This window comes from Erwinia sp. MYb416, from assembly GCF_037479575.1.
In the GTDB taxonomy this organism is placed as follows: domain Bacteria; phylum Pseudomonadota; class Gammaproteobacteria; order Enterobacterales; family Enterobacteriaceae; genus Erwinia; species Erwinia rhapontici.
Genome location: NZ_JBBGYT010000349.1, coordinates 103,242 through 124,174 on the forward strand (window position 1 = coordinate 103,242; position 20,933 = coordinate 124,174).

At 47.0% G+C, this 20,933-nt stretch carries 17 protein-coding genes and 3 pseudogenes; 9 read left to right on the forward strand and 11 right to left on the reverse strand.

Annotation, left to right across the window (positions count from 1 at the left end; translation table 11 throughout):
• Positions 1–63: 63 nt before the first annotated feature.
• From WH277_RS04600 to WH277_RS04620, 5 genes are all read right to left on the reverse strand, one after another.
• A complete protein-coding gene (locus WH277_RS04600) occupies positions 64–495 on the reverse strand; it encodes a hypothetical protein (protein ID WP_339504615.1) in 432 nt (143 codons plus the stop codon).
• Between the two features lie 3 nt (positions 496–498).
• The gene (locus WH277_RS04605) at positions 499–915 is read right to left on the reverse strand and encodes a hypothetical protein (RefSeq protein WP_133846775.1); all 417 of its coding nucleotides are present in this window, start codon (positions 913–915) and stop codon (positions 499–501) included.
• Positions 909–1,508, reverse strand: coding sequence for a peptidoglycan recognition protein family protein (locus tag WH277_RS04610; protein ID WP_167863518.1), 600 nt, complete (start codon positions 1,506–1,508; stop codon positions 909–911). Before WH277_RS04610 ends, WH277_RS04605 begins: the two co-directional genes overlap by 7 nt.
• Positions 1,509–1,535: 27 nt before the next feature.
• Positions 1,536–2,018, reverse strand: coding sequence for an Hcp family type VI secretion system effector (locus WH277_RS04615; protein WP_171149749.1), 483 nt, complete (start codon positions 2,016–2,018; stop codon positions 1,536–1,538).
• 211 nt (positions 2,019–2,229) lie between these two features.
• Complete coding sequence (locus WH277_RS04620; RefSeq protein WP_339504617.1) at positions 2,230–5,238, reverse strand: Tn3 family transposase; 3,009 nt, start codon at positions 5,236–5,238, stop codon at positions 2,230–2,232.
• Positions 5,239–5,397: 159 nt separating this feature from the next.
• Between WH277_RS04620 and WH277_RS04625 the strand changes: the two genes are divergently transcribed.
• On the forward strand, positions 5,398–5,958 hold the full coding sequence (locus WH277_RS04625; protein WP_119675322.1) for a recombinase family protein: 561 nt from the start codon (positions 5,398–5,400) through the stop codon (positions 5,956–5,958).
• Positions 5,959–6,062: 104 nt separating this feature from the next.
• Here WH277_RS04625 and WH277_RS04630 read toward each other — a convergent pair whose 3' ends face one another.
• The 5 genes from WH277_RS04630 to WH277_RS04650 form a co-directional block, all read right to left on the reverse strand.
• Positions 6,063–7,037, reverse strand: coding sequence for a GlxA family transcriptional regulator (locus tag WH277_RS04630; RefSeq protein ID WP_339504620.1), 975 nt, complete (start codon positions 7,035–7,037; stop codon positions 6,063–6,065).
• 128 nt (positions 7,038–7,165) lie between these two features.
• On the reverse strand, positions 7,166–7,945 hold the full coding sequence (locus WH277_RS04635; protein ID WP_339504621.1) for an MBL fold metallo-hydrolase: 780 nt from the start codon (positions 7,943–7,945) through the stop codon (positions 7,166–7,168).
• Between the two features lie 201 nt (positions 7,946–8,146).
• Entirely contained in the window at positions 8,147–9,079 is a 933-nt protein-coding gene (locus WH277_RS04640; RefSeq protein WP_339504622.1) for a lysine exporter LysO family protein, read from the reverse strand.
• 156 nt (positions 9,080–9,235) lie between these two features.
• Positions 9,236–9,724 carry an isochorismatase family protein gene (locus WH277_RS04645; protein WP_339504624.1) on the reverse strand — a complete coding sequence of 163 codons (489 nt, stop codon included), beginning with the start codon at positions 9,722–9,724 and terminating at the stop codon, positions 9,236–9,238.
• 167 nt (positions 9,725–9,891) lie between these two features.
• Positions 9,892–11,100 (reverse strand): MFS transporter, encoded by a 1,209-nt coding sequence (locus WH277_RS04650; protein WP_339504625.1) that lies wholly within the window; start codon positions 11,098–11,100, stop codon positions 9,892–9,894.
• Positions 11,101–11,443: 343 nt separating this feature from the next.
• Between WH277_RS04650 and WH277_RS28655 the strand changes: the two are divergent.
• Positions 11,444–11,644, forward strand: a pseudogene (locus WH277_RS28655) (ISNCY family transposase); the annotation flags it as partial.
• A pseudogene (locus WH277_RS04655) lies at positions 11,611–12,117 on the forward strand (ISNCY family transposase); the annotation flags it as partial. The pseudogenes WH277_RS28655 and WH277_RS04655, both read left to right, overlap by 34 nt.
• A gap of 129 nt (positions 12,118–12,246) precedes the next feature.
• Here the strand turns inward: WH277_RS04655 and WH277_RS04660 are convergent.
• Positions 12,247–12,720, reverse strand: a complete 474-nt coding sequence (locus WH277_RS04660; RefSeq protein WP_339504627.1) for a hypothetical protein — start codon at positions 12,718–12,720, stop codon at positions 12,247–12,249.
• Positions 12,721–13,256: 536 nt separating this feature from the next.
• Here WH277_RS04660 and WH277_RS04665 point away from each other — a divergent pair.
• The 6 genes and pseudogenes from WH277_RS04665 to WH277_RS04690 all read left to right on the forward strand — a co-directional run bounded on the left by WH277_RS04665 (position 13,257) and on the right by WH277_RS04690 (position 20,928).
• Positions 13,257–14,801, forward strand: coding sequence for a methyl-accepting chemotaxis protein (locus tag WH277_RS04665; protein ID WP_339504628.1), 1,545 nt, complete (start codon positions 13,257–13,259; stop codon positions 14,799–14,801).
• A 194-nt stretch (positions 14,802–14,995) separates the two neighbouring features.
• A pseudogene (locus WH277_RS04670) lies at positions 14,996–15,699 on the forward strand (integrase core domain-containing protein); the annotation flags it as partial.
• Between the two features lie 286 nt (positions 15,700–15,985).
• On the forward strand, positions 15,986–18,589 hold the full coding sequence (locus tag WH277_RS04675) for a sigma 54-interacting transcriptional regulator (protein ID WP_339504630.1): 2,604 nt from the start codon (positions 15,986–15,988) through the stop codon (positions 18,587–18,589).
• Positions 18,590–18,760: 171 nt separating this feature from the next.
• Positions 18,761–19,243 (forward strand): PTS sugar transporter subunit IIA, encoded by a 483-nt coding sequence (locus tag WH277_RS04680; RefSeq protein WP_339504802.1) that lies wholly within the window; start codon positions 18,761–18,763, stop codon positions 19,241–19,243.
• Positions 19,240–20,418: a glycoside hydrolase family 88 protein gene (locus WH277_RS04685; RefSeq protein ID WP_339504632.1), complete on the forward strand. Its 1,179-nt coding sequence runs from the start codon at positions 19,240–19,242 to the stop codon at positions 20,416–20,418. Before WH277_RS04680 ends, WH277_RS04685 begins: the two co-directional genes overlap by 4 nt.
• A gap of 12 nt (positions 20,419–20,430) precedes the next feature.
• Positions 20,431–20,928, forward strand: coding sequence for a PTS system mannose/fructose/N-acetylgalactosamine-transporter subunit IIB (locus WH277_RS04690; protein ID WP_339504634.1), 498 nt, complete (start codon positions 20,431–20,433; stop codon positions 20,926–20,928).
• Positions 20,929–20,933: the final 5 nt, after the last annotated feature.

Below are 20,933 nucleotides of genomic sequence, written 5' to 3' on the forward strand. Positions count from 1 at the left end.
AACGGAGTACGCCAGTGAAGACGTACTCCAGGCGGTAAGGCTTTATCCGTTTTATCAGGCTGTTTAATCGCATCCCGGTTCGGATTCATCGCCCATGGCATAAGTACACTCGAAAGGGTCATACCATTTGTTGTCTTTGTGAAAAAAATAGATGGCCTCTTTGTTCCCGAAGTTACCCGAAGTGAATCCACTTGACTGTAGTGTAAAGCTCACTGAATTTCCGTCTTCGAAGGTAACTTTTCCTACTGTTATGCACGGTGAATAATACTGATGCCCTATTGAACCACCCTCGTCCATTCTGGTAGCCTTATTAAAGTAGTCAATAAGTTGTTCTTTAGTTGGACTGAACAATGCACACCCTTCCTGCTCAACCTTACTGCGCCCTTCATCGACGATGTCATATTTGAGGTTCTCAATATTTTTGACCTCCTTTGAATATGAAAAACCTGAAAATAAATAAATGATAAAAAATGCCATTAACTTTATATTGACCATTTTTCAGTTCTCGCTGCTGTACGTGTCTTCAAACGGATCTGTCCATTGATAGTCATCATAAAATAATGTTGCCACATCTCCAGTATCCCAGAGCAAGGTTCCCCCGCCACTGGAGGATATTTTCCACTCGCCTCGTGTGTTATCGCTAAACTTAACTTCACCTCTGGAAAAGCAGGGAGAATAGCGATCGTGAACATTGAATTTTAATGGAACTGGATAAGATTTTGAAAAAAAGGATCTTACATCCACCTCTGTAATGACGAATGTCCGACAGCCACTTTTAACATTTTCCGATGCATCTTCGCTTTTACCCACTTCATTGATTTTTATCTCAACAATTTTCCTGGACGGTACATGTGTTGCAAAAGCTACAGGGATGGCGAATACCAATAATAATATAAAATAGCCGTACCTTACCATTTTGCAGTGCCTGCCTCAGTCTTAACTTTGTATGACACTTCCGGATGTCTAAACACCTCAGACATTGATATTTTCAACGTATCCGACAATTCATAAACAAGCCATTTTAATGCACTGTTTTGTGCATCATTGACTGTTTCATAAATGGCATTTTCTCCCTCACCGGAAACAGGTTTACCCACAACTTCAATGCCTAATGAGTCGAAATTCGCTGGATACCTTTCAGGATATGATTTCTTCTGTTCTAAATGAGAAAGTTTTTTATATTTATTTAAAAATGGTCTTATTGTGGAAATCTCAGATGGAGTGCATTTTTTCTCCATGTAACACCTGGATCTTATATTTCCAACATGATTTGTCACTTTAAACAATGACGCGGTTTGATAGATCTTACCTTCTTTATCTATCAAGAAATGAGCGCCGTTTGCACCTGCACTTTGGTAGCTATTGAAAGCACTCTCAGCAGTTGAACCACCGGTCTGATGCACCACAATCCCATTCACTTGATCCATATCCCCACGTTCTATCGTACGGAATCGTTTTACACTAATACGTGTTGCATCTACTAAACCATTTTTATCCACAAATAACATATTTACCCTTCCTTGTGTTCAGCTTACTTAAATGATGGCATTCGCTTTAATGTCGAACCCTGTAGAAATCGTACCCGCAGATGTCCCTTCCGCATTCTGTAGAACATAATCAACCTTTACGCGTGAGAAAGAGAGTGCGACCTCCTCTCTGGCGGCAGGCATGGTGTTATAACCGACAGACTCAACCCCGGTAATAATAATTTCCTGAAGCGTGATACGCAGATATTCCAGTGGAGAACCGCCTGCTTTGCGCATGATCAGTACCGCCTCCGGGATATGTTTTCCGGTCAGGCAATACTGCAGAAGGTTTGGGCTGGCTTTATCGAAATAATGTTCAAAACGAAGATCCCCGACAATGCATTTCCCCGCACCGCCACCACTGCCAGAGTGCATATTCGCTGTTTGGCCCACAGACCAGTCCCAGCTAAGAACCTCAATATCTCCTTTGTGCGTAGCGTCCAGAGATTCCCCTGTAATACCCTCGATCTTTATAAAAACGTCCTGCGCCATAATTTCATCCCTGTTGAATACCAGTAAAAAATCTACACCTCAGGTAACGGGTTGAAATCCATGCATAACCCGTACCGCATGACGGGCAGCCTAAATAAAATAACGATCTGTTTGTGCCTGTCAGATCACACTATCCTCATAATGGACAAAAAATGACCTGATCTACTTCACCTTAAGAGGGGTTCGAGGTCCAATGATGTAAAAAACCACGCTAACAGGTTAATTCATTGTTTGTATTGAAATTTAACGGCCTTAACTCGCCCTTCAAAATATCTTCTGGTAACGAAAACGTATAATGCCCCAGCATATTTATATGGCCATGTATCAGCGGCGATAATCTTACCAGGTGCTCCTCCTCAGGAGTTTCCCCCGATTTGCGAAGATGTGACAACGCCTCCTGCATGTAAAGTGTATTCCACAGCACAACCGCATTGGTCACCAGGCCCAGAGCACCCAGTTGATCTTCCTGACCTTCACGGTAGCGTTTTCTAATCTCACCACGTTGTCCGTAGCAAATAGCTCGAGCCACTGCATGGCGTCCTTCTCCCCGGTTGAGCTGAGTGAGTATCCGACGCCGGTAATCCTCATCATCGATATAGTTGAGAAGATACAAAGTCTTGTTCACCCGGCCCACTTCCATAATCGCCTGAGCCAGACCAGATGGTCGGCTACTTCTCAACAGTGAACGAATAAGCTCTGATGCATGGATGGTCCCAAGCTTCAGTGAACCCGCCATTCGCATCATTTCATCCCATTGGGATTCTATTTTTGAAAGTTCAACACATCCTCGGGCCAGCTCATTCAGGGCACCATAATGGGCCATTTTATCTGCCCGCCAGAATATCGCCCCACCTGCATCGGCCAGACGAGGGGAAAACTGGTAGCCCAGTAACCAGAACAGGCCAAAAATGATATCGCTGGAACCTGCCGTGTCCGTCATAATTTCTAACGGATTGAGCCCAGTCTGCTGCTCCAGAAGCCCTTCCAGTACAAAGATGGAATCACGAAGCGTACCGGGAACGACAATGCCATGGAAACCGGAGTACTGATCTGAGACGAAGTTGTACCAGGTGATACCGCGTCCTGAACCAAAGTATTTACGATTTGGTCCGGAATTAACCGTTTTAACCGGTGTGACAAAACGCATACCATCTGCGGAGGCAACCTCCCCACCTCCCCAGAACCCCGCGAGCGGCAGCGTGGACTGAAAATCAACCAGCCGTGCATTAGCGCTAACCAGCGTTTCTGCCCTGAGATAATTTTGTTTAACCCAGCTCAGACGATGGCGAGTAAGCGCGGGAATATTATGCTTTATCAGAGGTTCATGCCCTATATTGCAGGCTTCCGCCAGCAGTGTTGCGCACAGACTGACCTGGAGATCCTGCGCCCGTGCACCTGATTCACTAGCGTGCCTGAATTCGCGGGTAAAACCGGTTCGGGCATCTATTTCAAGTAACAGCTCAGTCAGATCAACGGGTGGGATCAGTTCTCTTATCCGACGATTCAATTGTATCAGTGCCGGTGGCTCATCCAGCTTATCCAGACTACTGATCGTCAGTGAGGGATGCTTACCTTCATTGCTTATGCTGACTGCCGCGTTGCAGGCAAAACGTGAAGCCACTGATTTCCAAGTGTCATCAAGCCGCGTAGCCAGTTGCTCTGCTGCTTTAGTTCCGTCTGATGGATGACCCAGCGCCCGACATACCGGGATCCGTTGTGCGTGCCATTCAGCTCCCTGAAGCAATTTTTGACGCGGGTCACCCCATCGGTCACTGTTCTCCAGCCAGAGATCACGACGGCGCAAAGAGTCCTGAAGACGCTCGAGAAGGCACAACGAGTAACCAGCGCGTAGAATCCTGCCATCTCTGTCGTAGACCAGACGTTTCCAGGGACCGGAAATGATGTGCTCTGGTGCATCGTCGAGAATTCGCTTTTTTGAGCCACTCAGTTCGGCCAGATAATGGATTGCTGACAACGTGTGCTCCCCGGCCGGGGCAGCCTGAAAGTGTAAGTCACGCAACATCGCGGACAGAAAGCGCTTCACCCGTCCATATTGTTCCACCATTTCATCCTGAAAGTGAGTATCCTGCGGGCGCGCCAGCTCATTTACCTTACCGACGGATTCAGCTAGTTTGTCCTTTGGTATGCGGCGAAAAATAGCCTGCCGCAGAGCTGCTTCATCGGTGTTCTCATCAAGTAATAACGAGCATGCCCGTGCCAGCAATAGCGCGGCACGATCAAGATCTTTCAGGGTCCTGAGCCGCTTTTTCTGTCCAATATTTTTCGCAGAACGAGTGATATCCAGAATAAGCATATCCAGCACATCCACGGCCTCGTCAAGCGCCGAAATTTCCTGCGCTTTCACAAACGCAGTAAGCACGGCCAGTCGCCGTTCCTCAGGCATTCTTGAAATATATTTCACCGAAGCCATTCCGGCATAACGGGCCAAATTCCGCAGCTGGATGGCAGGCAGACCGGAAAAATTCAGCCGGGAAAACTCCATGCTACGCAGTCGGGTATATCGCTCCAGGGCGTCAGTAAATGACGGTCCACTGATAGTGACAGGACCTTTTCGTATCTCCTCCAGCACCGATATACGCTGCCCTTCAGGTATTTCAAGTAAGCCGTCCAGTTGCGCTTTCTGCCAGCTGTCAGGCAACAAAGCCAGCCTTCGCCACAATCGTCGACTTGCCCGTTCACGTACTTCGCCAATCAACCTTGTCAGAGTCGAGGCTGCGGGTAACAGGATCTTATTTTGCAGCAACCATGCGGTAGCAAAATCAAACAGTAGACCTGGGCGCTCATTGCTGAGCCAGGCGCGAGTATAGAGCAAACGCTTCAGTCTGAATGTCCAGGGGAAATCACCAAAATCATGATAATCATAATAGAGCTTGATAAGCCCCTGATGCTCCCAGCGGGTATTTTCTCTTTCAGCATATCGGGAAAGGATCTCTGGTCGGCTGATGTTCAACTGTGCCGCAATGTAAAAACGGATGAATGAGGGAATTTGAAGGGGATCAGGAAGAAACGTTCCCAGGAAGCGCGCCGTAGTCAGTTGAAGTGCAATCCCCAGACGGTTATGTTTTCCCCGTCGCTGATTAATAAAAGCAAGGTCACGCTCATCCAGATGAAAATATCGGGCCAGTTGAACCTCATTTGGCTCTGCCACATAGCGACCGTAGTTTTCTGTCTGTTCTCTGGTCAGAAAATCGTCACTCATTGCGCATCCTTTCGTAAACTGGCGATCTGCTCTATTTTTGACAGTCTCAGATATTATAAGTTTTGAGACCTATCTAAATGGGTATAAACATGAGTATCAAAAATCGTATTTTATGCTTTATGATACTACGCAGTATCAATATCGATTTGTGAGACCAATATGGCATTACTGGGATATGCGAGAGTATCAACCAGCCATCAGAAACTGACGATGCAAATTTCTGAGCTGAAATCCGCCGGGGTCAGGGACGATCGCATTTTTACTGACATGATGTCGGGAGCCACAGACGCACGGGAAGGGTTGCAGCGGCTGCTGGCACGGGCAGAAAAGGATGACGTCATCCTGTGTACCAAAATGGATCGTATGGGCCGTAATACCGCTGATATGATCCACATTGTGGATGCCTGCTATAAAAAGGGGATCGCCATACGTTTTCTGGAAAACGGCCTCAGTACCGAAGGAACTATGGGAAAAATGGTGATACAGATTCTGGCCGCCGTGGCTGAGGCAGAACGGGAACGCATTCTTGAGCGTACCAATGATGGCCGGGTGATAGCTATGGCTGCTGGTGTTAAATTCGGGCGAAAACCCCATAGCAAATCTGTGATTGCCCTGCAATTTATACATCAAAAAATGACGGCTGAAGCCGTGATGAACAAAACGGGGATTTCGCGGGCAACCTATTATCGTTTGAAAAAAGTAGCACTAAATCCTTTTTAAATCGACGCTAAAGAATGAGCCAGTTCACTCATTTCAGGAACAAATTTTCATTCCGGTATCAGGTTGCCAGTTTTTTAAAACTATTCTGATTTCTTAGCTTCCACTCAGGCCTTTTCGTGATCAACAGGTACAGGACCGCGAAATGCCCGGCGCCATTCGCTTGGACTGACGCTGAATTTCGCCTTAAAACTCTGGCGGAATGAGATTGGCGACTGAAACCCGGCCATGTCAGACACGCTTTCAATACTGCTGTCCGTAGTTTCCAGCAGCTCCTGGCTTCTCTGAAGACGCTCAGCGTTTAGCCAGTCACCCAGCGTTGTCCCGGTTGCCTTAAAAAAATGACGGGTAAGTGTCCGCCTGCTCATGCTGGCAAACCCCGCCAGCGAGTCGAGGTCGTGCGGCTTGTCCAGATTGCGACGCAGGTAGTCCATCAGCTCGTTCATTTTTCCGTCCCGCGTAGATACAGGGACCGGGCGTTCAATAAACTGTGCCTGACCGCCTTCCCGGTAAGGAGGAACCACCATTCTTCTTGCTACCCGGTTTGCAACCGCTGAACCGTAATGATCCCGGATAATATTCAGGCAGCAGTCAATACCGGCGGCGGTGCCGGCAGAGGTAATAAGACGTTCATCGCTTGTATACAACGAGTTGCTGTCCAGACGAACGGCAGGAAATCGTTCAACGAAGTCCTGCTCGAACTCCCAGTGTGTTGCAGCCCGGTGATTATCCAGCAAGCCGGAATACGCGAGCACGTAAGCTCCCAGGCAAAGCCCCACCACTTCTGCGCCGCGCTGCCATGCGCTTATCAGCTTATCAAGTAACGCCTGAGAAGGTCGCTCTTCCGGATGGTTCCAGTAAGGCACGATAATAATGTCTGCGACGTCAAGTAGCTCAAGGCCATGTTCCACATTGATTGACAGGCCAATATCTGACAGGACGACGCCCGGTTTTTCAGCACAAATTTCCACGCGGAATAAATCCGGCTGTGGCATAGACTGTCCGAAAATAATACAGGGGACTGAAAAGTGAAACGGGCTGAATCCGGCCGTGGCAATCACGGCGACCGTCAATGCAGACATAACGTTAACCTTACCGTAAAGGAGAGCCACCGGATCACCGGCGGCAGTATTGCTGATTCAGATTGACCAGAGGATAACAGGTGACCTGCCGGAATACATTCTTCGCCTGAATCAATCTTATTGGTTTATCAGAAAGCCATTGTTTCACCGTCTGCAGGAATAAGAATCTTATCTTCAATGCCGTGTTCAAGTGAGAACTCGCGTAATTCTGCGCGGGTAAGGAGGCAATGATTGATTGATTCCATGTGAGACGCCACGATGGTCGCAGTCGGCAACATCTTAAGTGTGCGTAAGGTATCTTCTTTGCCCATGATGATCGGACCGTACAGGTCGTTGACCGCATAGCCGGTATTGAGTACCACAATCTCCGGCTTGAAGCGCTGAAGGCTTTTTACATAAGGCTTAACCCAGACGGTGTCACCGGCGATATAAAGCGTTTTTTCATCATGATGCGTGAAGACCAGACCGCATGCGTCACCCAGTAAATCACCCCATTGGGCATCGGCGTACAGTTCGTTACTGCCGTGCTGGCCGTCAGTTTTATAAATCGTCAGTCCGTCAACAAAATGATTTTCATCTTTCAGTACCCGGATGTTAAGAAAGCCCTGAGAACGGATCAGCGCCGCATCTTTTTCATCCTGCGTATAAATAAGCATGTCTTTAGGAACAGCCTGCTGCGCTGCTTCGTCCCAGTGATCGGTATGAGTGTGGGTCAGGATAACGGCATCAACAGCCAGTAAATCTTCTACAGGCACAGGCAAGGCAACCATGGGATTACGCAGGTGCGGGCGTGCATTTCCGGCAAAACCATCCCAGGCTTCCTTTTCTGCCAGCATTGGGTCGATAAGGAATTTTTTGCCAGCATATTGCAGCATGAGAGTGGCATTGCGGATTTGCGTTAATTTCATTAGTTGCTCCAGTGATTCATTAGATTTTGAGGCTCAGCCACTGCGTTTGGCATAATCAGGCTGGGTGGCTGCGAGTGGCTTTACTATAAGGGGAGGAAGGGATAGGCCGTGACGTGCTCACAGGTCATTAGTCGATGAAATCAGGTCAATCGCAGTGGTTAAGTTTTTCTACTGTCCTTTTCCCTCTGCCAAAAGGTCTGTTTAAAGGTAATAGAAGAAAGGGATAGCAAAGGGAACGACCAGCGTTGTTACCCCTCCCATCAGAAGAGCAAAAGGGATATAAGTCGCGCCGCAATACTTTTCAATAACCGGCAGCGTCACATCAAGAGCCGTTGAACCGGATATAGCGATGGCAGCGTTGCTGTAACCGAACCGCGAAATCAGCGGAATAAGCATCAGCGCAGATATCCCGCGAAACAGATCGCTTAAGAAAGCCACGGTTCCTAACAGAGGATTGCCCATTTTTGTGAACAGCGTTCCAGAAAGGGTATACCATCCAAAACCGGATCCGATCGCCAGAACTTCATGGAGCGGCACGTTGATAAACAATGATGCCAGCGCGGCCCCCATAAATGATGACAATATCGTGACCAACGTCAGCCACAGGTTGGCTTTGTTTAACAGCACGCGTTTTATACTAATATTCGAATACGATAATTTTACCGCGACGGAAAATATCAACAGATACAGAAGCAAAGAGATAATGCGGTCTGCGTCCAGGTCGGGCATTAACCCTCTGAACCCCAGTATAAAGCCGGCCGCCGCCGTGATTATCTGAGTAAGCGTGGGAAGAAAAATTGACAGCAGATCTGAATGACTGTTCTGCAGGTGTGAAGCATTACGGGGAAGCCGTTTTTCTCCACTCAGCTTGCCCACAGCGACTAGGGTAATAAAGGTTATCACCGATGTACCTATCGCAATGATCAGAGCATTAAAGCCCGCGACGGAGAGTTGCCCCTTAATATCAGGGATCTCGCCAACCGTGGCCCCTATAAACAACAGAAGCAAATACAGAGACAGCATTGAGATTTTATCAAAGAAGGAAGGGTGACTATTTTTAACGACTTTTTTCAGGTTAAGTCCGCCCGCAAAGGCCAGGAAAATAGGCAGCAGGCTGTATAAGGCGATGAGCATTTTTTCCTTAAAGAATTAAGCAGATGTTTATATGAATAAGCGGTCGTACACCATAAATAGCCACGATGAAGCCAGGAGGGTTATCAAAGAGAGGGCTGTGTTATCGGGTAACAACACAACCCATATATAGACCTGCGATTTTTACAAACCAGAGGGTTATTTTACGCTGCAGCGCGCACTCAGTCCGAACAGGGCAAGGTCGCTCAGTGCTTTGGTTGGCGCAGCGCACCCTTCAGCAATAATGTGCATATTCATCCCCAGTCCCTGCGGGGAAAGCGCCGTATGCGTGACACAGTGTTGCGTCATCATGCCGGTAAGATAAATATCAGTAATGCCGTTGTCACGCAGCAGCTGCTCAAGACCGGTTTCGAAGAAGCTGTCTGCCTCTTTCTTAATGAGAACCGGCGCATCTCCCAGTGCAGCGACAACATCCGGATGAATTTTCGCACCCTCACTGTCAGGCCTGAAGAATGGTGCATCGGCTGTTGCGATATGCTGAATACCGACGATCAACCAGCCTTCCTCACGCGCCTTTTCAATCGCGTTAACTGCACCTTTACAGGCTGTTTCAGGCGCCTCAAGTGGAAAGGAACCACCTGGGAAATAATCATTCTGGATATCGATAACGATCAGTGCATTTTTCATGTTCAGTCCTTGGGATTTATTTGTCGAAAGGGTCACAGAGTGACCTAAAAACTAGCAGCTAAACACTCAATCCCGTGAGGGGGCATAAAGTCAAATTTCGATGGGATCGGGCCAATAAAAAATTATTTTTTTCCTGTGTATTTCTTCATAAGATCAGGTATCCCGCCTTATGGCAACGGCAAAGTGACCTCATCCTCTGTTATAGCGTGACGTTTTTTACACAAAGCCAGCCAAAGCAGCGGTATCGCAAGGCCAAGCACCCAGGGCACTAAAAGAAGGTGCATGGTTTTCCAACCATAAGCATTGAGCAGCGGGCCAGCTCCCAGAGAACAAAGAAGGCTGAAGATAAAGACGCTCATGTCATTTGCCGCCTGTGCAATCCCCCTTTCTCCCGTGGTGTAAGTTGTTGCCAGCAGGCTGGTTCCGCCGATGTAGAGAAAATTCCACCCTATCCCCATCAGGACTAATGCAATGGCAAATATCCCCCACGTAACGCCCGAAACAGCCAGAGCAATGTAGGCAAGCATGAGAAGAACGCCCGTCAGCTTAATGTTAATGACACCGAACCGGTCGATCAGTTTTCCCGTGAAAAACGACGGTACGAAACGGCCCAGTATGTGGAGTTGGATCACGACGGCGATTTGTGACAAGTCAAAACCGTAATGCTTCATTGCAATGGGCGTTGCCGTCAGGCCCAGAACCATTATTCCAAATCCGGATGCGCCGGAAAAAAGGGCGACAAGATACGCAGGCTGAGAAACTACTTTTTTCCACGGCCTTGCCGGCACTTGCCCGGAAGGTTCACCAGGCTGGACCGGTATCTGCAAACGTGACAATAACAACAGGCCCAGCGAGGCCAGTATGCCCATAAAGAGGAATGAGCCTACATAGGGCACACTGAACAATACACTGCCGCGACTGGCCAGAAACGGTCCTAACAGGGCTGCCACAACGCCGCCGGCCAGTACCAGCGAAATAGCTTTAGTACGAAATGCCGGGAGTGCCACTTCTCCCGCCGCAAAGCGATAAAACTGCGCAAAAGCCTGAAAGATCCCCAGAAAGAACATCCCGAGACATAGCAGAATGAATGAATGATGGAACATTGCGATCATGGAAATGACTGCCGCAACTATTCCACACAGAGCGCCGGTGATGAAGCCTGTTTTTCTACCTGCCCGGTTCATCCATAAAGACGCAGGAAACATGACTAACACCGTTCCGAGACTCGCCATTGAGAGCGGAACAGTGATCAACGAAAGACTGGGCGTTAATAGTGCGCCGGCCAGCCCACCGATGGTCATTATCAGAACCGATATTGACTGAAAAAGGGCCTGAGAACCCGCAAGTATCAGGACTTGCCGATGCATATTTAACATTATTGTGAAGCTCCTGAAGATACTGAAATCAGCTTATAGTGAGTGTCAGACTCTGACTTCCTTACTGTCTGAGAAAGCGTCCTAACGAGCAGATAACAAAGTGAGTAATGAGGCCTGATAGAGTTCAATCGGGTGATTTTATTCATCCAGATGAGCCAGCAACCTGTGACTATGCCAGTATAAGGACACTTTCATGGCAGGGTGAGTAGCCTGCCAGCCAATTACCAATGGAATTGGGTCAATGTCTAATGGGGTTTATAAGAAGTGGGTATATGGAGAAATATCCGCAATCTGAAAGCTCTTAGCGTGGTTTTTTACATCAATGGCCCTCAAACCCCAACTTGCTCTGGGCATCATTCGAGATAATTACGCCGACTTTGGTCCGACGCTCGCCTGCGTGAAGCTGGCCGAACTCCATGACGTTGTGCTGGCTAAAGAGACCGTGCTTCAGCTGATGGTTCGAGGCGGACTCTGGATCCCCCGGAAAATGCGTGCGCCGAGGATCCAGCAGCCGCGCTATCGTCGCGCCTGCGTTGGCGAGCTGAACACCCGAAAAACCTTTACCGTCCCGTCAGCGAATGCCCGGAGGAACTCGACGATATCTTTGCCTGGCAGGAACTGCGCAACGTATCTAAATCACTTACTTTTCAGTATGATAAGATGCTGTACTTGCTTGAGCCAACAGAAGAAAATACGCGAATCGCCGGTGAAAAAGTCATGGTTTATGACTATCCGGACGGCACACTAGCGTTCAAATATGGCCACAGAACGCTGTCTTATCGGGTTTTCGACAAGCTGGCATGCGTTGACCAGGGCACCAATGTTGAAAAAAAACGGCTGGGAGCCGTACTGAAACTGGCCCAGGTTTATCAGGATGAGCGCGAGCGGGATGGGAAAAGAGAACGCAGTAAAAGTATGCCCAAACGACGAGCTCAGCCAAGTATCCAGGAGCAACTTAAGGCTATTAATCCGGTACTGGCCAACCCTGAAGAGTTCAGAGCCAGCCTCAAACAATAAGAACCTAACTACCCTGCTCTTTCAGAATTAATCATAGTAAAATTGACATTTTAGAATTGGAAAACTGGTGACATTTCGACTTCGGGTAGACAAATTATATAACTCCCATTTGATAATGGCACTTTTTAGTTAAAAATCTTTTATAGTTCTGTCCAGAACGATAGTCTCATTAAGTATGCGTGTATTAATTCTAACTTTCCAATTTAGCTGCCTACCACTAAGGTTTTTCTTATTTATTGTGGAGACTAAAAAAACATATTCATTATTATAGATGAATCCTTTTTCTTTGGCATATTCTATTAGTGATAGATTGGCGTTAGAGCTTGTGTTTTTCTTTATTTTCCTGAGACCTAAAAACAAAGTGCGTGTTGGGATTTCGAGGAATTTATGCATGCAAATACTACCAACGCATGTGGCATTGTTATTTAATTTGTTTGTGATGAAGCAATGTTCTTTGATTTTCTGCCCGCAGGGACAGTAAGCTTCTTTTTCAGAAATCTCAATGGAATTAAGAACCCATTCTCTTTTTGCAACTTCAAAATCATCAGATTCAGATAATGAAAGTATGTGTCCTTTTAGTTTCTCATAACAATAATTACCCATAAAAACCTCTATAAAACAGAATAAATCCAATGAATTATTAAATAAAAAAATAAATCATAAAACTGACCGCTGAAGTTTTATTTTTAATGAATTTTTTAGCGGGGTAGTAATCATTCATATTACTAATGAATGATTAATAAGTAATCTTCAAAAAAGATCGCTCTTAAACTACGTGGTAATTTTATTTATGGTAAATTTATTTAAAGTATAGCATATCAATTACTATTTTTTTTAATAAAATAAGTCATCGGTTTTATGAAGCACGCAGTAAAAAATAGCGAATGAATATTAATAAATAAAATAACAGCTATTTAAAAAAAATCAAGATTATTTTCACTTCTAATTATAACAATATGTTTATACTTTTGTTATAAAAAATTTAGATTATAATCTTGATTTTATTATTAAATTTTTTCTTTTAATTACAGTTAGTTAGGGTTATTTCATTCTTACAAGTAGAATTTGCCTATGATGTTTAAGAAGGTCTTGCCGATAAGAAATAGCAGTTACCTTCACCATTAAAATCGAGATCTCACATGAAAATTTCTACACGACTAGTGTCTGGCTTCGGATTGATTATTTTTCTTTTTATTATTTGTACGGGTGTTTCGTTGAAAGCCCTTACCATGGCAAGCGATAGTATGGATGATGCAGTTAACATCAAAATGAAAAAATACCAACTTGTTCTTGACATGCGCGGTGAAATGAGAGAAATGAGCATTGCTGTACGAAATATGGCTCTTCTCAATGATAAACGTGCAGTTTTAACAGAATGGGAGCGTCTGAATAATGAAAAGGCTCTTTATATCTCAAATAGGGAAAGTTTAGCGAAAATCCTAAAGATTGATTCAACGCAAGAAGGTAATGCAACTTTTAAACGAATTATTGAGGCCGAAAATACCGCAATGGCTGCTCTTGAAAAAGCAGGTCAACTTGTGCTTTCTAATAATACTGAACAAGCAATTTCACATTTGATTTTAGTTTCAAAACCGTCACAGGCAGCTCTTTTAAACTCCCTCAATGACATGACTAAAATCCAAATGAAAAACACTCAGTCAGCCGTTGAAAAAACCAGTTCAACCACTGATTTATCTTCATTAATTTTTTTAAGCTTGGCTGGCTTCTCTGTCATTTCTGCATTAATTACATGTTTTCTCATTGTAAGAGTTTTGATGCGTCAACTTGGTGGAGAACCGGCAGAAGCACAATCTCTTGCCGCAGCAATTGCTGCAGGGGATTTAACCAGTTTAATTCATCTTCGTCGTAATGATCATACAAGCCTTTTAGCCTCACTGGATGGTATGCAAAAAAACCTACGTAGTCTTGTATCGAATATTAAAGATTCTTCGGCCTCAGTGGCGCTCGCCGCTGATGAGATCTCACAAGGAAATGCTGAACTGTCATCCCGAACAGAACAACAGGCTGCAGCCCTACAAGAAACATCCGCCAATATGGAGCAACTTACCTTAACCGTAAAAAGTAATACTGTAGGAGCACGGCAGACAGCAGAATCTGCTCGAGAAGCTGCATCACTAGCTCGTGCAGGAGAAGCAGAGGTACAAAAAATGTCAGTTACTATGAATGACATATCTCTTAGTGCGGGGAGGGTTAGAGATATAACTTCTGTAATAGAAAGTATTGCTTTTCAAACCAATATTCTCGCGCTAAATGCAGCAGTAGAGGCTGCGCGGGCTGGTGAGGAAGGGCGCGGTTTCGCTGTTGTAGCTGGCGAGGTTAGAACTTTAGCGCAGCGTAGCGCTACAGCGGCTAGAGATATTAAGAACCTTATCGAAAATGCCGTGAGTCAAGTTGACAGTGGAGTACAAGTCGCAGCAGGAACAGGTCAGAGTATTTTAAAAATAGTCAGCATGGTGACTGAATTGGCTACTGCAATGGATAACATTTCTCTTGCCTCTACCGAGCAGATGCAAGATATTTCACAAGTAAGCATTGCTGTAAATCAGATGGATAGCGTTACACAAAATAATGCGGCTCTCGTTGAAGAGTCGTCTTCAGCTTCCCAGTCTCTATCTGAAAATGCGAATGCTCTTCGCATTATGGTTGAAGTATTTAAGATATAGAATATTTTAGTGATTTCTTTAAGATATTTAAAAAAATCGATATATAAACCTGCAGTTTAGAGTTTTTTATATTTAATGACATTAAGTATTAATCTTAATACTTCAAAGAGGTCAATGGTACTTATCAGGCCCAGGTTGTCGTCGGTGCAGAGCGGCGGATGATCGTCAAATTCGCGCCTCGAAGCATTCGCTAAACTGAGATGGCACTGGAGCGCAGGCGTTTTGGCTACAGCGCATCTGCCAGCTGCTGCACAGTGAAGGGCTTCATGTTAATCACAAGCACGTGTACCCCCTTAATCATCTGAGCGGGCCGGGCGTAAATCGCAGACGATGTCGTAAAGTGCTGGCAGCAGTAAGTCTGCCGCTGCTCCGCACGGTGGCATCCAATCTGACCTGGTCGATGGGTTTTGACATGGACGCATTGGCCACCGGTCGCAGGATCAAGTGCCTTACTTGCGTGGATGACTTCACGAAGGAATGCCTGACGGTCACTGTTGCCTTTGGGATTTCAGGTGTGCCGGTCACGGATATTCTGGACAGCATTGCGCTGTTTCGCGGCTATCCGGCGACGATAAGAACTGACCAGGGGCCGGAGTTTACCTGCAGAGCACTTAACCAGTGGGTTTACGATCATGGCGAGGAGCTGCGGCTTATCCAGCCCGGTAAGCCGACACAGAACGGATTTATTAAGAGTTTTATCGGATGCTTTCGCGATGAATGCCTGGATGAACACTGGTTCAGCAACGTCAGTCATGCCAGGAAAACTATCAGTGAATGGCGTCAGGATTATAACGATTACCGCCCGCACTCCACGCTGAATTATCAGATGCCTTCTGAATTTGCGGAGGGTTGCAGAAAGGGTAATTCTGATAGTGAAGGATCCGACATTACTAACTGAGCGTTGAATCTAATCCTGGGAGCAGGTCAAAAGAATCTTGCAGTTTGCCTTATCTAAGCTCTGTATAATGATTAAATATGCAATTGTAAGCCCCTCATTACCTACCAATTTCTTTCAGCTCACAAACTGAATATGAATAATTTCCGATCACGATCACACTCCTACTAAAACAGAGTTTCACTTTGATAGAGAAGCGGGGAAAGTAATGAGTGTCTAATATTAACACTAGTGTCTAGTGTCTAATTTATCTCGACGCTATTTTCTACTATATTTTGGGTGATTTAAAATGGCGCTGTCAGCTAAAGAAAAGCTGTTCCAAAAAATACTGACTAATTATGCTGAATGTCCCTCTGGATTTACTGCTCATGACTGTGCAGACTTCATGCATGTGAACCGTAGTGTAATTAGTCATTATCTGAACAGACTATGCGACGACGGCTTCTTAAGTAAGGAAAATTCCCGACCCGTACGTTTCTTCGTCCATAGTAATGGTGCACCCTCGTTGTCACCGCCAAAGTTAGTGTCGAAATCGACTGATGCTTTTATGAATTTGATCGGCGCACAGGGCAGCTTGGCCAGTATCGTCGCACTATGCCGTTCGGCGGTAGATTACCCAGGGGAAGGTTTGCCAATTTTGCTCTCAGGAGAAAGTGGCGTAGGTAAAAGCCACCTGGCATCAGTGATCTACAAGTACGCCTTAGAAGGCCGCATCATCGCCGCCGACAAAGCTTTTGTGGAGCTTAATTGTGCCGATTATGCCAATAACCCTGAGCTACTTTCCGCCACTCTGTTTGGCTATACACGTGGTGCGTTCACCGGCGCCGACCGCGATAAACGTGGTGCTTTCGATGACGCCGACGGTGGTTTTCTGTTCTTGGATGAAGTGCATCGCCTGTCCGCGGAGAATCAAGAGAAGCTGTTCCTGTTTATGGATAAAGGGTATTTCTATCGTCTGGGGGATAACCGTACCCGCCATCCTTCATCGCTGCGTTTTATCTTTGCTACTACGGAAAATATAGAGACAGTACTGCTTAATACTTTCCGCCGCCGTATTCCTGTGCGGGTGACTCTACCCAATTTTATTTCTCGTCCGTTGACCGAGCGGATTGCTCAGGTGAATCTGTTCCTCCGCCAAGAGGCTGTAAGCCTGCGTCGGGATATTCATCTGGATAATCAACTCATGCACCAGCTTGTGACTTCACCGGTGCGTGGCAATATTGGTGAGCTGAAAAATCAGATCAAAGTAATGTGTGCGAGCGCATGGAGCGATAATCGCGAAGCAGCCTTCATTACGCTACACGGAATTCATCCTGGCGGAGAAATGCTGGTCGTTTCAGCCGGCAAGCAAACGACCGAACCGGATATACACGCACTGCTGCCTAAGGCAATGTATGACGAAGTCATTTTTCGAGAGTTTTGCCACAGCGGCAATATCATGCTGTTGAATCGGAAAATCGAGCACCGGCTAACTATAATGTACGGCGTCGTATCTCATGAGTCATTGTATAGCGGCTACATCTGGCAGAACACTCAGCATGCTATTAATGAGCTGGAAAATCTTACCGGCGTGCTCTGTGGGCAGGAAATCCGAAAGGTTATCTGGCTGTGCCTGACTTACGCTCTGCACACTCCGATGCAGGCTGAACAGGTCGATGAGCTTCAGAGCATCGCCGAGTATGTTTCTGTTAAGGCGCACCTGCTGGCAGAAGAGAGTATAAGCCTGCTGGCAAAACATGTTGTCAACGTGCATTTGCCGCAGTTACTCCCTTTGCTGAGTTGCGTCTTTCATTCACTGGCAGGAGAGGATTCGCCAATCCAGGGCATTATTGTTTCACACGGGCGCTCTACTGCTTCAAGCATTGCCGGCATTGCCAACCAGTTAACCGGCGGTTACTACTTCAAAGCATTTGATATGCCCAACGCCACCTCCACACGCGAGATTATCAATCTGCTGATCGCTCATCTGTCGCGCCTAAAGCAGGGTGGCGGTCTGGTAATATTGGTCGATATGGGGTCACTCAAGGAGATCTATGAGGAAATTAAACTCCATTTGCATGGAGAGCTATTGGTGATTAATAACGTCAGTACTGCCATGGCGCTGGATATCGCGGCAAAAATCCAGGAAAAACTGCCAATGGAGACGATTATCGAGGGCGCGAAAGGAGCGTATGAAGTGGAGACGCGCTACTACGCCGGAATGCTGTCAGGCAATAAAATCATCATCTCCTGCATTTCCGGCGAAGGTATTTCGCATAAGCTTAAAGATATTGTTCAACGCTACATTCCTCAGGAAGACATCGACGTTTTCACGATGGAATATGACGATCTGAAGTGGAAAATCGCAGGCGCTGACCCGGCGCTGAACGGTACGCGCCTTATCATAACGACTACGGATCTGGAGGCGGGATATATCCCGCTGATTAGCATCGAACGGTTAATCAAAGAAAAAAACCAGGTGCTGAAGCGCGACTACTTCCAAGGCCTGCTTAAGGACGGCGGCCTTGAGCCTATGGTCGAAGAAGTAGTAAAGCTATTCACGGTAGAGGGCGTCGCCAGCCGCCTGAACTTTCTCAACCCTGTAGTGATTATTGATGAGGTGGAAGCCGTGATTAAGCAGTATGAGGCATTCTACAAAATTCATTTTGAGAGCTATCTGCGTATCAACTTGTTCATGCATATAGCACTGATGATTGAACGCGTCATGGTCAACAATGGCGTACGTCATCGTGAGGAGACGGAACTAACATTGGATCAGCAGGGCTTTGTTGATGTACATGACATTTTCTTTCAGGCGCTGAATCGTAAATACAACATCACGCTACCGCTCACCGAAGTACTAATGATTTATGAAATTATGGAACCGTGGATTGCCACCGATCCGCTTAACTAAAAGCTCTGCCAGTGCAGACTGGCAGATGCTTCGACACTCTCCTTACTGCCATTTCTAACACTCTAATTACGCATAGACACTAAATTATTTTCGAACAAATTCAACATATTAAAAACATGGCATGGTGGTTGCAGTGCTATAAATAGACGAAAATAAATGAAGGAAAGTGAAATGCGAGAGATGTATATCGCAACCCATGGTCGTTACGCGGAGGGGATTATTTCAGCGCTTGATTTGCTGATTGGCGACGATCACGGCGTAACGCCTATTTGCGCTTACTGCGGCGAAATTGGCTCCACAGCTGAACTGGCAATGCGCTTCGATGCCATCGCTCAGGAGGCCGCCATCCGAGGAGAGGAACTGGTGTTGTTTACCGATATGCCTGGTGGCAGCGTCAACACCACCGCAGTGCAGATGCTGGTGAAATATCCGCATGTCTATGTCATCAGTGGGGCCAATTTGATCATGCTGATGGAGTTCTGCCTCTCGGAACACACGCACATCCCATCACGTATCCAAGACGCCGTTACCGCTGCCACCAACGCGATGCATTGCATGAACGACCAGCCGGAAATTATCGCGGCGCGTCAGGCTGAAAAGCCAGCGGTTGACGACGATATGGACGAATTTTTTGCCATGGAGACCAATACATGACCGTTGCGCTGGAAACTCTTGACCCCCGCTATCTTGTGCCGCAGGCGGGACTAGACTCACGATGGCTTAATGAAGCACTCCGCGATGCACTCGCCAAAATTGATGCCATGCTGCCGCGTTTTACCACCACCTTCCCGGGCCCCAGCGCAATCAATGGGTGCTACCCGGAAGTGGAGATGGTCGACTGGACCGAGGGATTCTGGACCGGGATGCTGTGGCTGGCTTGGGAAGTGACCGGCGATGAAAAGTACCGCACAGTGGCGGAAAGCTTACTTGATAGCTTTGAGGAACGTCTGGATAGCCAGATCAAAGTAGATACTCACGACTTAGGCTTCCTCTACCTGCTCTCCTGCGTCAACGCATGGAAGCTTGTCGGCAACCTTCGGGCCCGCACTCTGGCACTGAGGGCCGCTGAACTGCTGTTCCACCGCTTTAACGCAACGTCAGGTGTGATTCAGGCATGGGGTGATCTTAATGACCCAGCGCGTCAGGGTAGAATGATCATCGACTGCAATTTGAACGTCCCCCTGCTCTTCTGGGCCGCTGACGAAACGGGGAATGTCGCTTGGCGGGAAGCTGCTACTCGACATCTGGCGCAGGCTGCACGCTATCTGGTTCGAGAGGATGCTTCCAGCTTCCACACGTTCTACATGGATGTACACAGTGGCAAGCCGCTGCGGGGTGATACTCATCAGGGATTTAGCGACAATTCCTGCTGGGCACGCGGCCAGGGTTGGGGAATTTATGGTTTTGCGGTTGGGTTCCGCCATACCGGCAATAGCACTCAGCCGGAGCTGGCGCGGAAGCTGACTCACTACTTTCTCAACCGTCTGCCGGAAGATTTTGTCTGCTATTGGGATCTGATCTTTACCCCACAGGACAACGCCCTGCGCGATACCTCCGCCGCTGCGGTTGCAGTCTGCGGCCTCACGGAGTTGCTGACGTTGCTACCGCTGACGGACCCGCTGCGCCCTGCTTACAGCAATGCTATCGAACTGATGATGCGCAATTTACGTGAACACTATTTTGCACACTCGCAGGACGGCTTGCTGCGTGAGGGCGTTTATAACTATGGCCGCAACATGGGTATTAATGAACCTAACCTCTGGGGCGATTATTTTTATTTCGAAGCCTTGGTCCGCCTCACCCGCGTCTGGAAACCCTATTTTTGTTAACTGGAGCTACACATGATTTCTTTAGTACGAATTGACGATCGCCTGATTCACGGCCAGGTCGCCGTAGTATGGACCAAGCACCTCGGTGTCAACCGGATATTGGTCGCCAACGATCAGATCGTGAATAACGAAGTGCAGAAGATGTCGCTGCGTATGGCAGCACCTGATACCGCGAAATGCGCCATTATGGCGGTTAATGACGCGGGAGATATCCTCAACGACGCCCGGTCCGATGCAATGAAAATTATGGTGATCATCAACAATGCCGCTGACGCACGTCGACTGGTCGAACAGGCTGCTGATATAAAAACCCTGAACGTCGCTAACTTCGGGCGCATTACTGACAATCTGTCTGCGAAAAAGCGCATAAGCGACACTGTATACGTCACACCGGAAGATGTAGCTGATTTTCATGCTATCGCCGCGCGTGGCGTAAATGTGGAATACCAAGTTCTGCCATCTCATCCGGTAAAAAACCTGATCGATATGCTGGATAAAGCTGCTAGCTGAGGGAG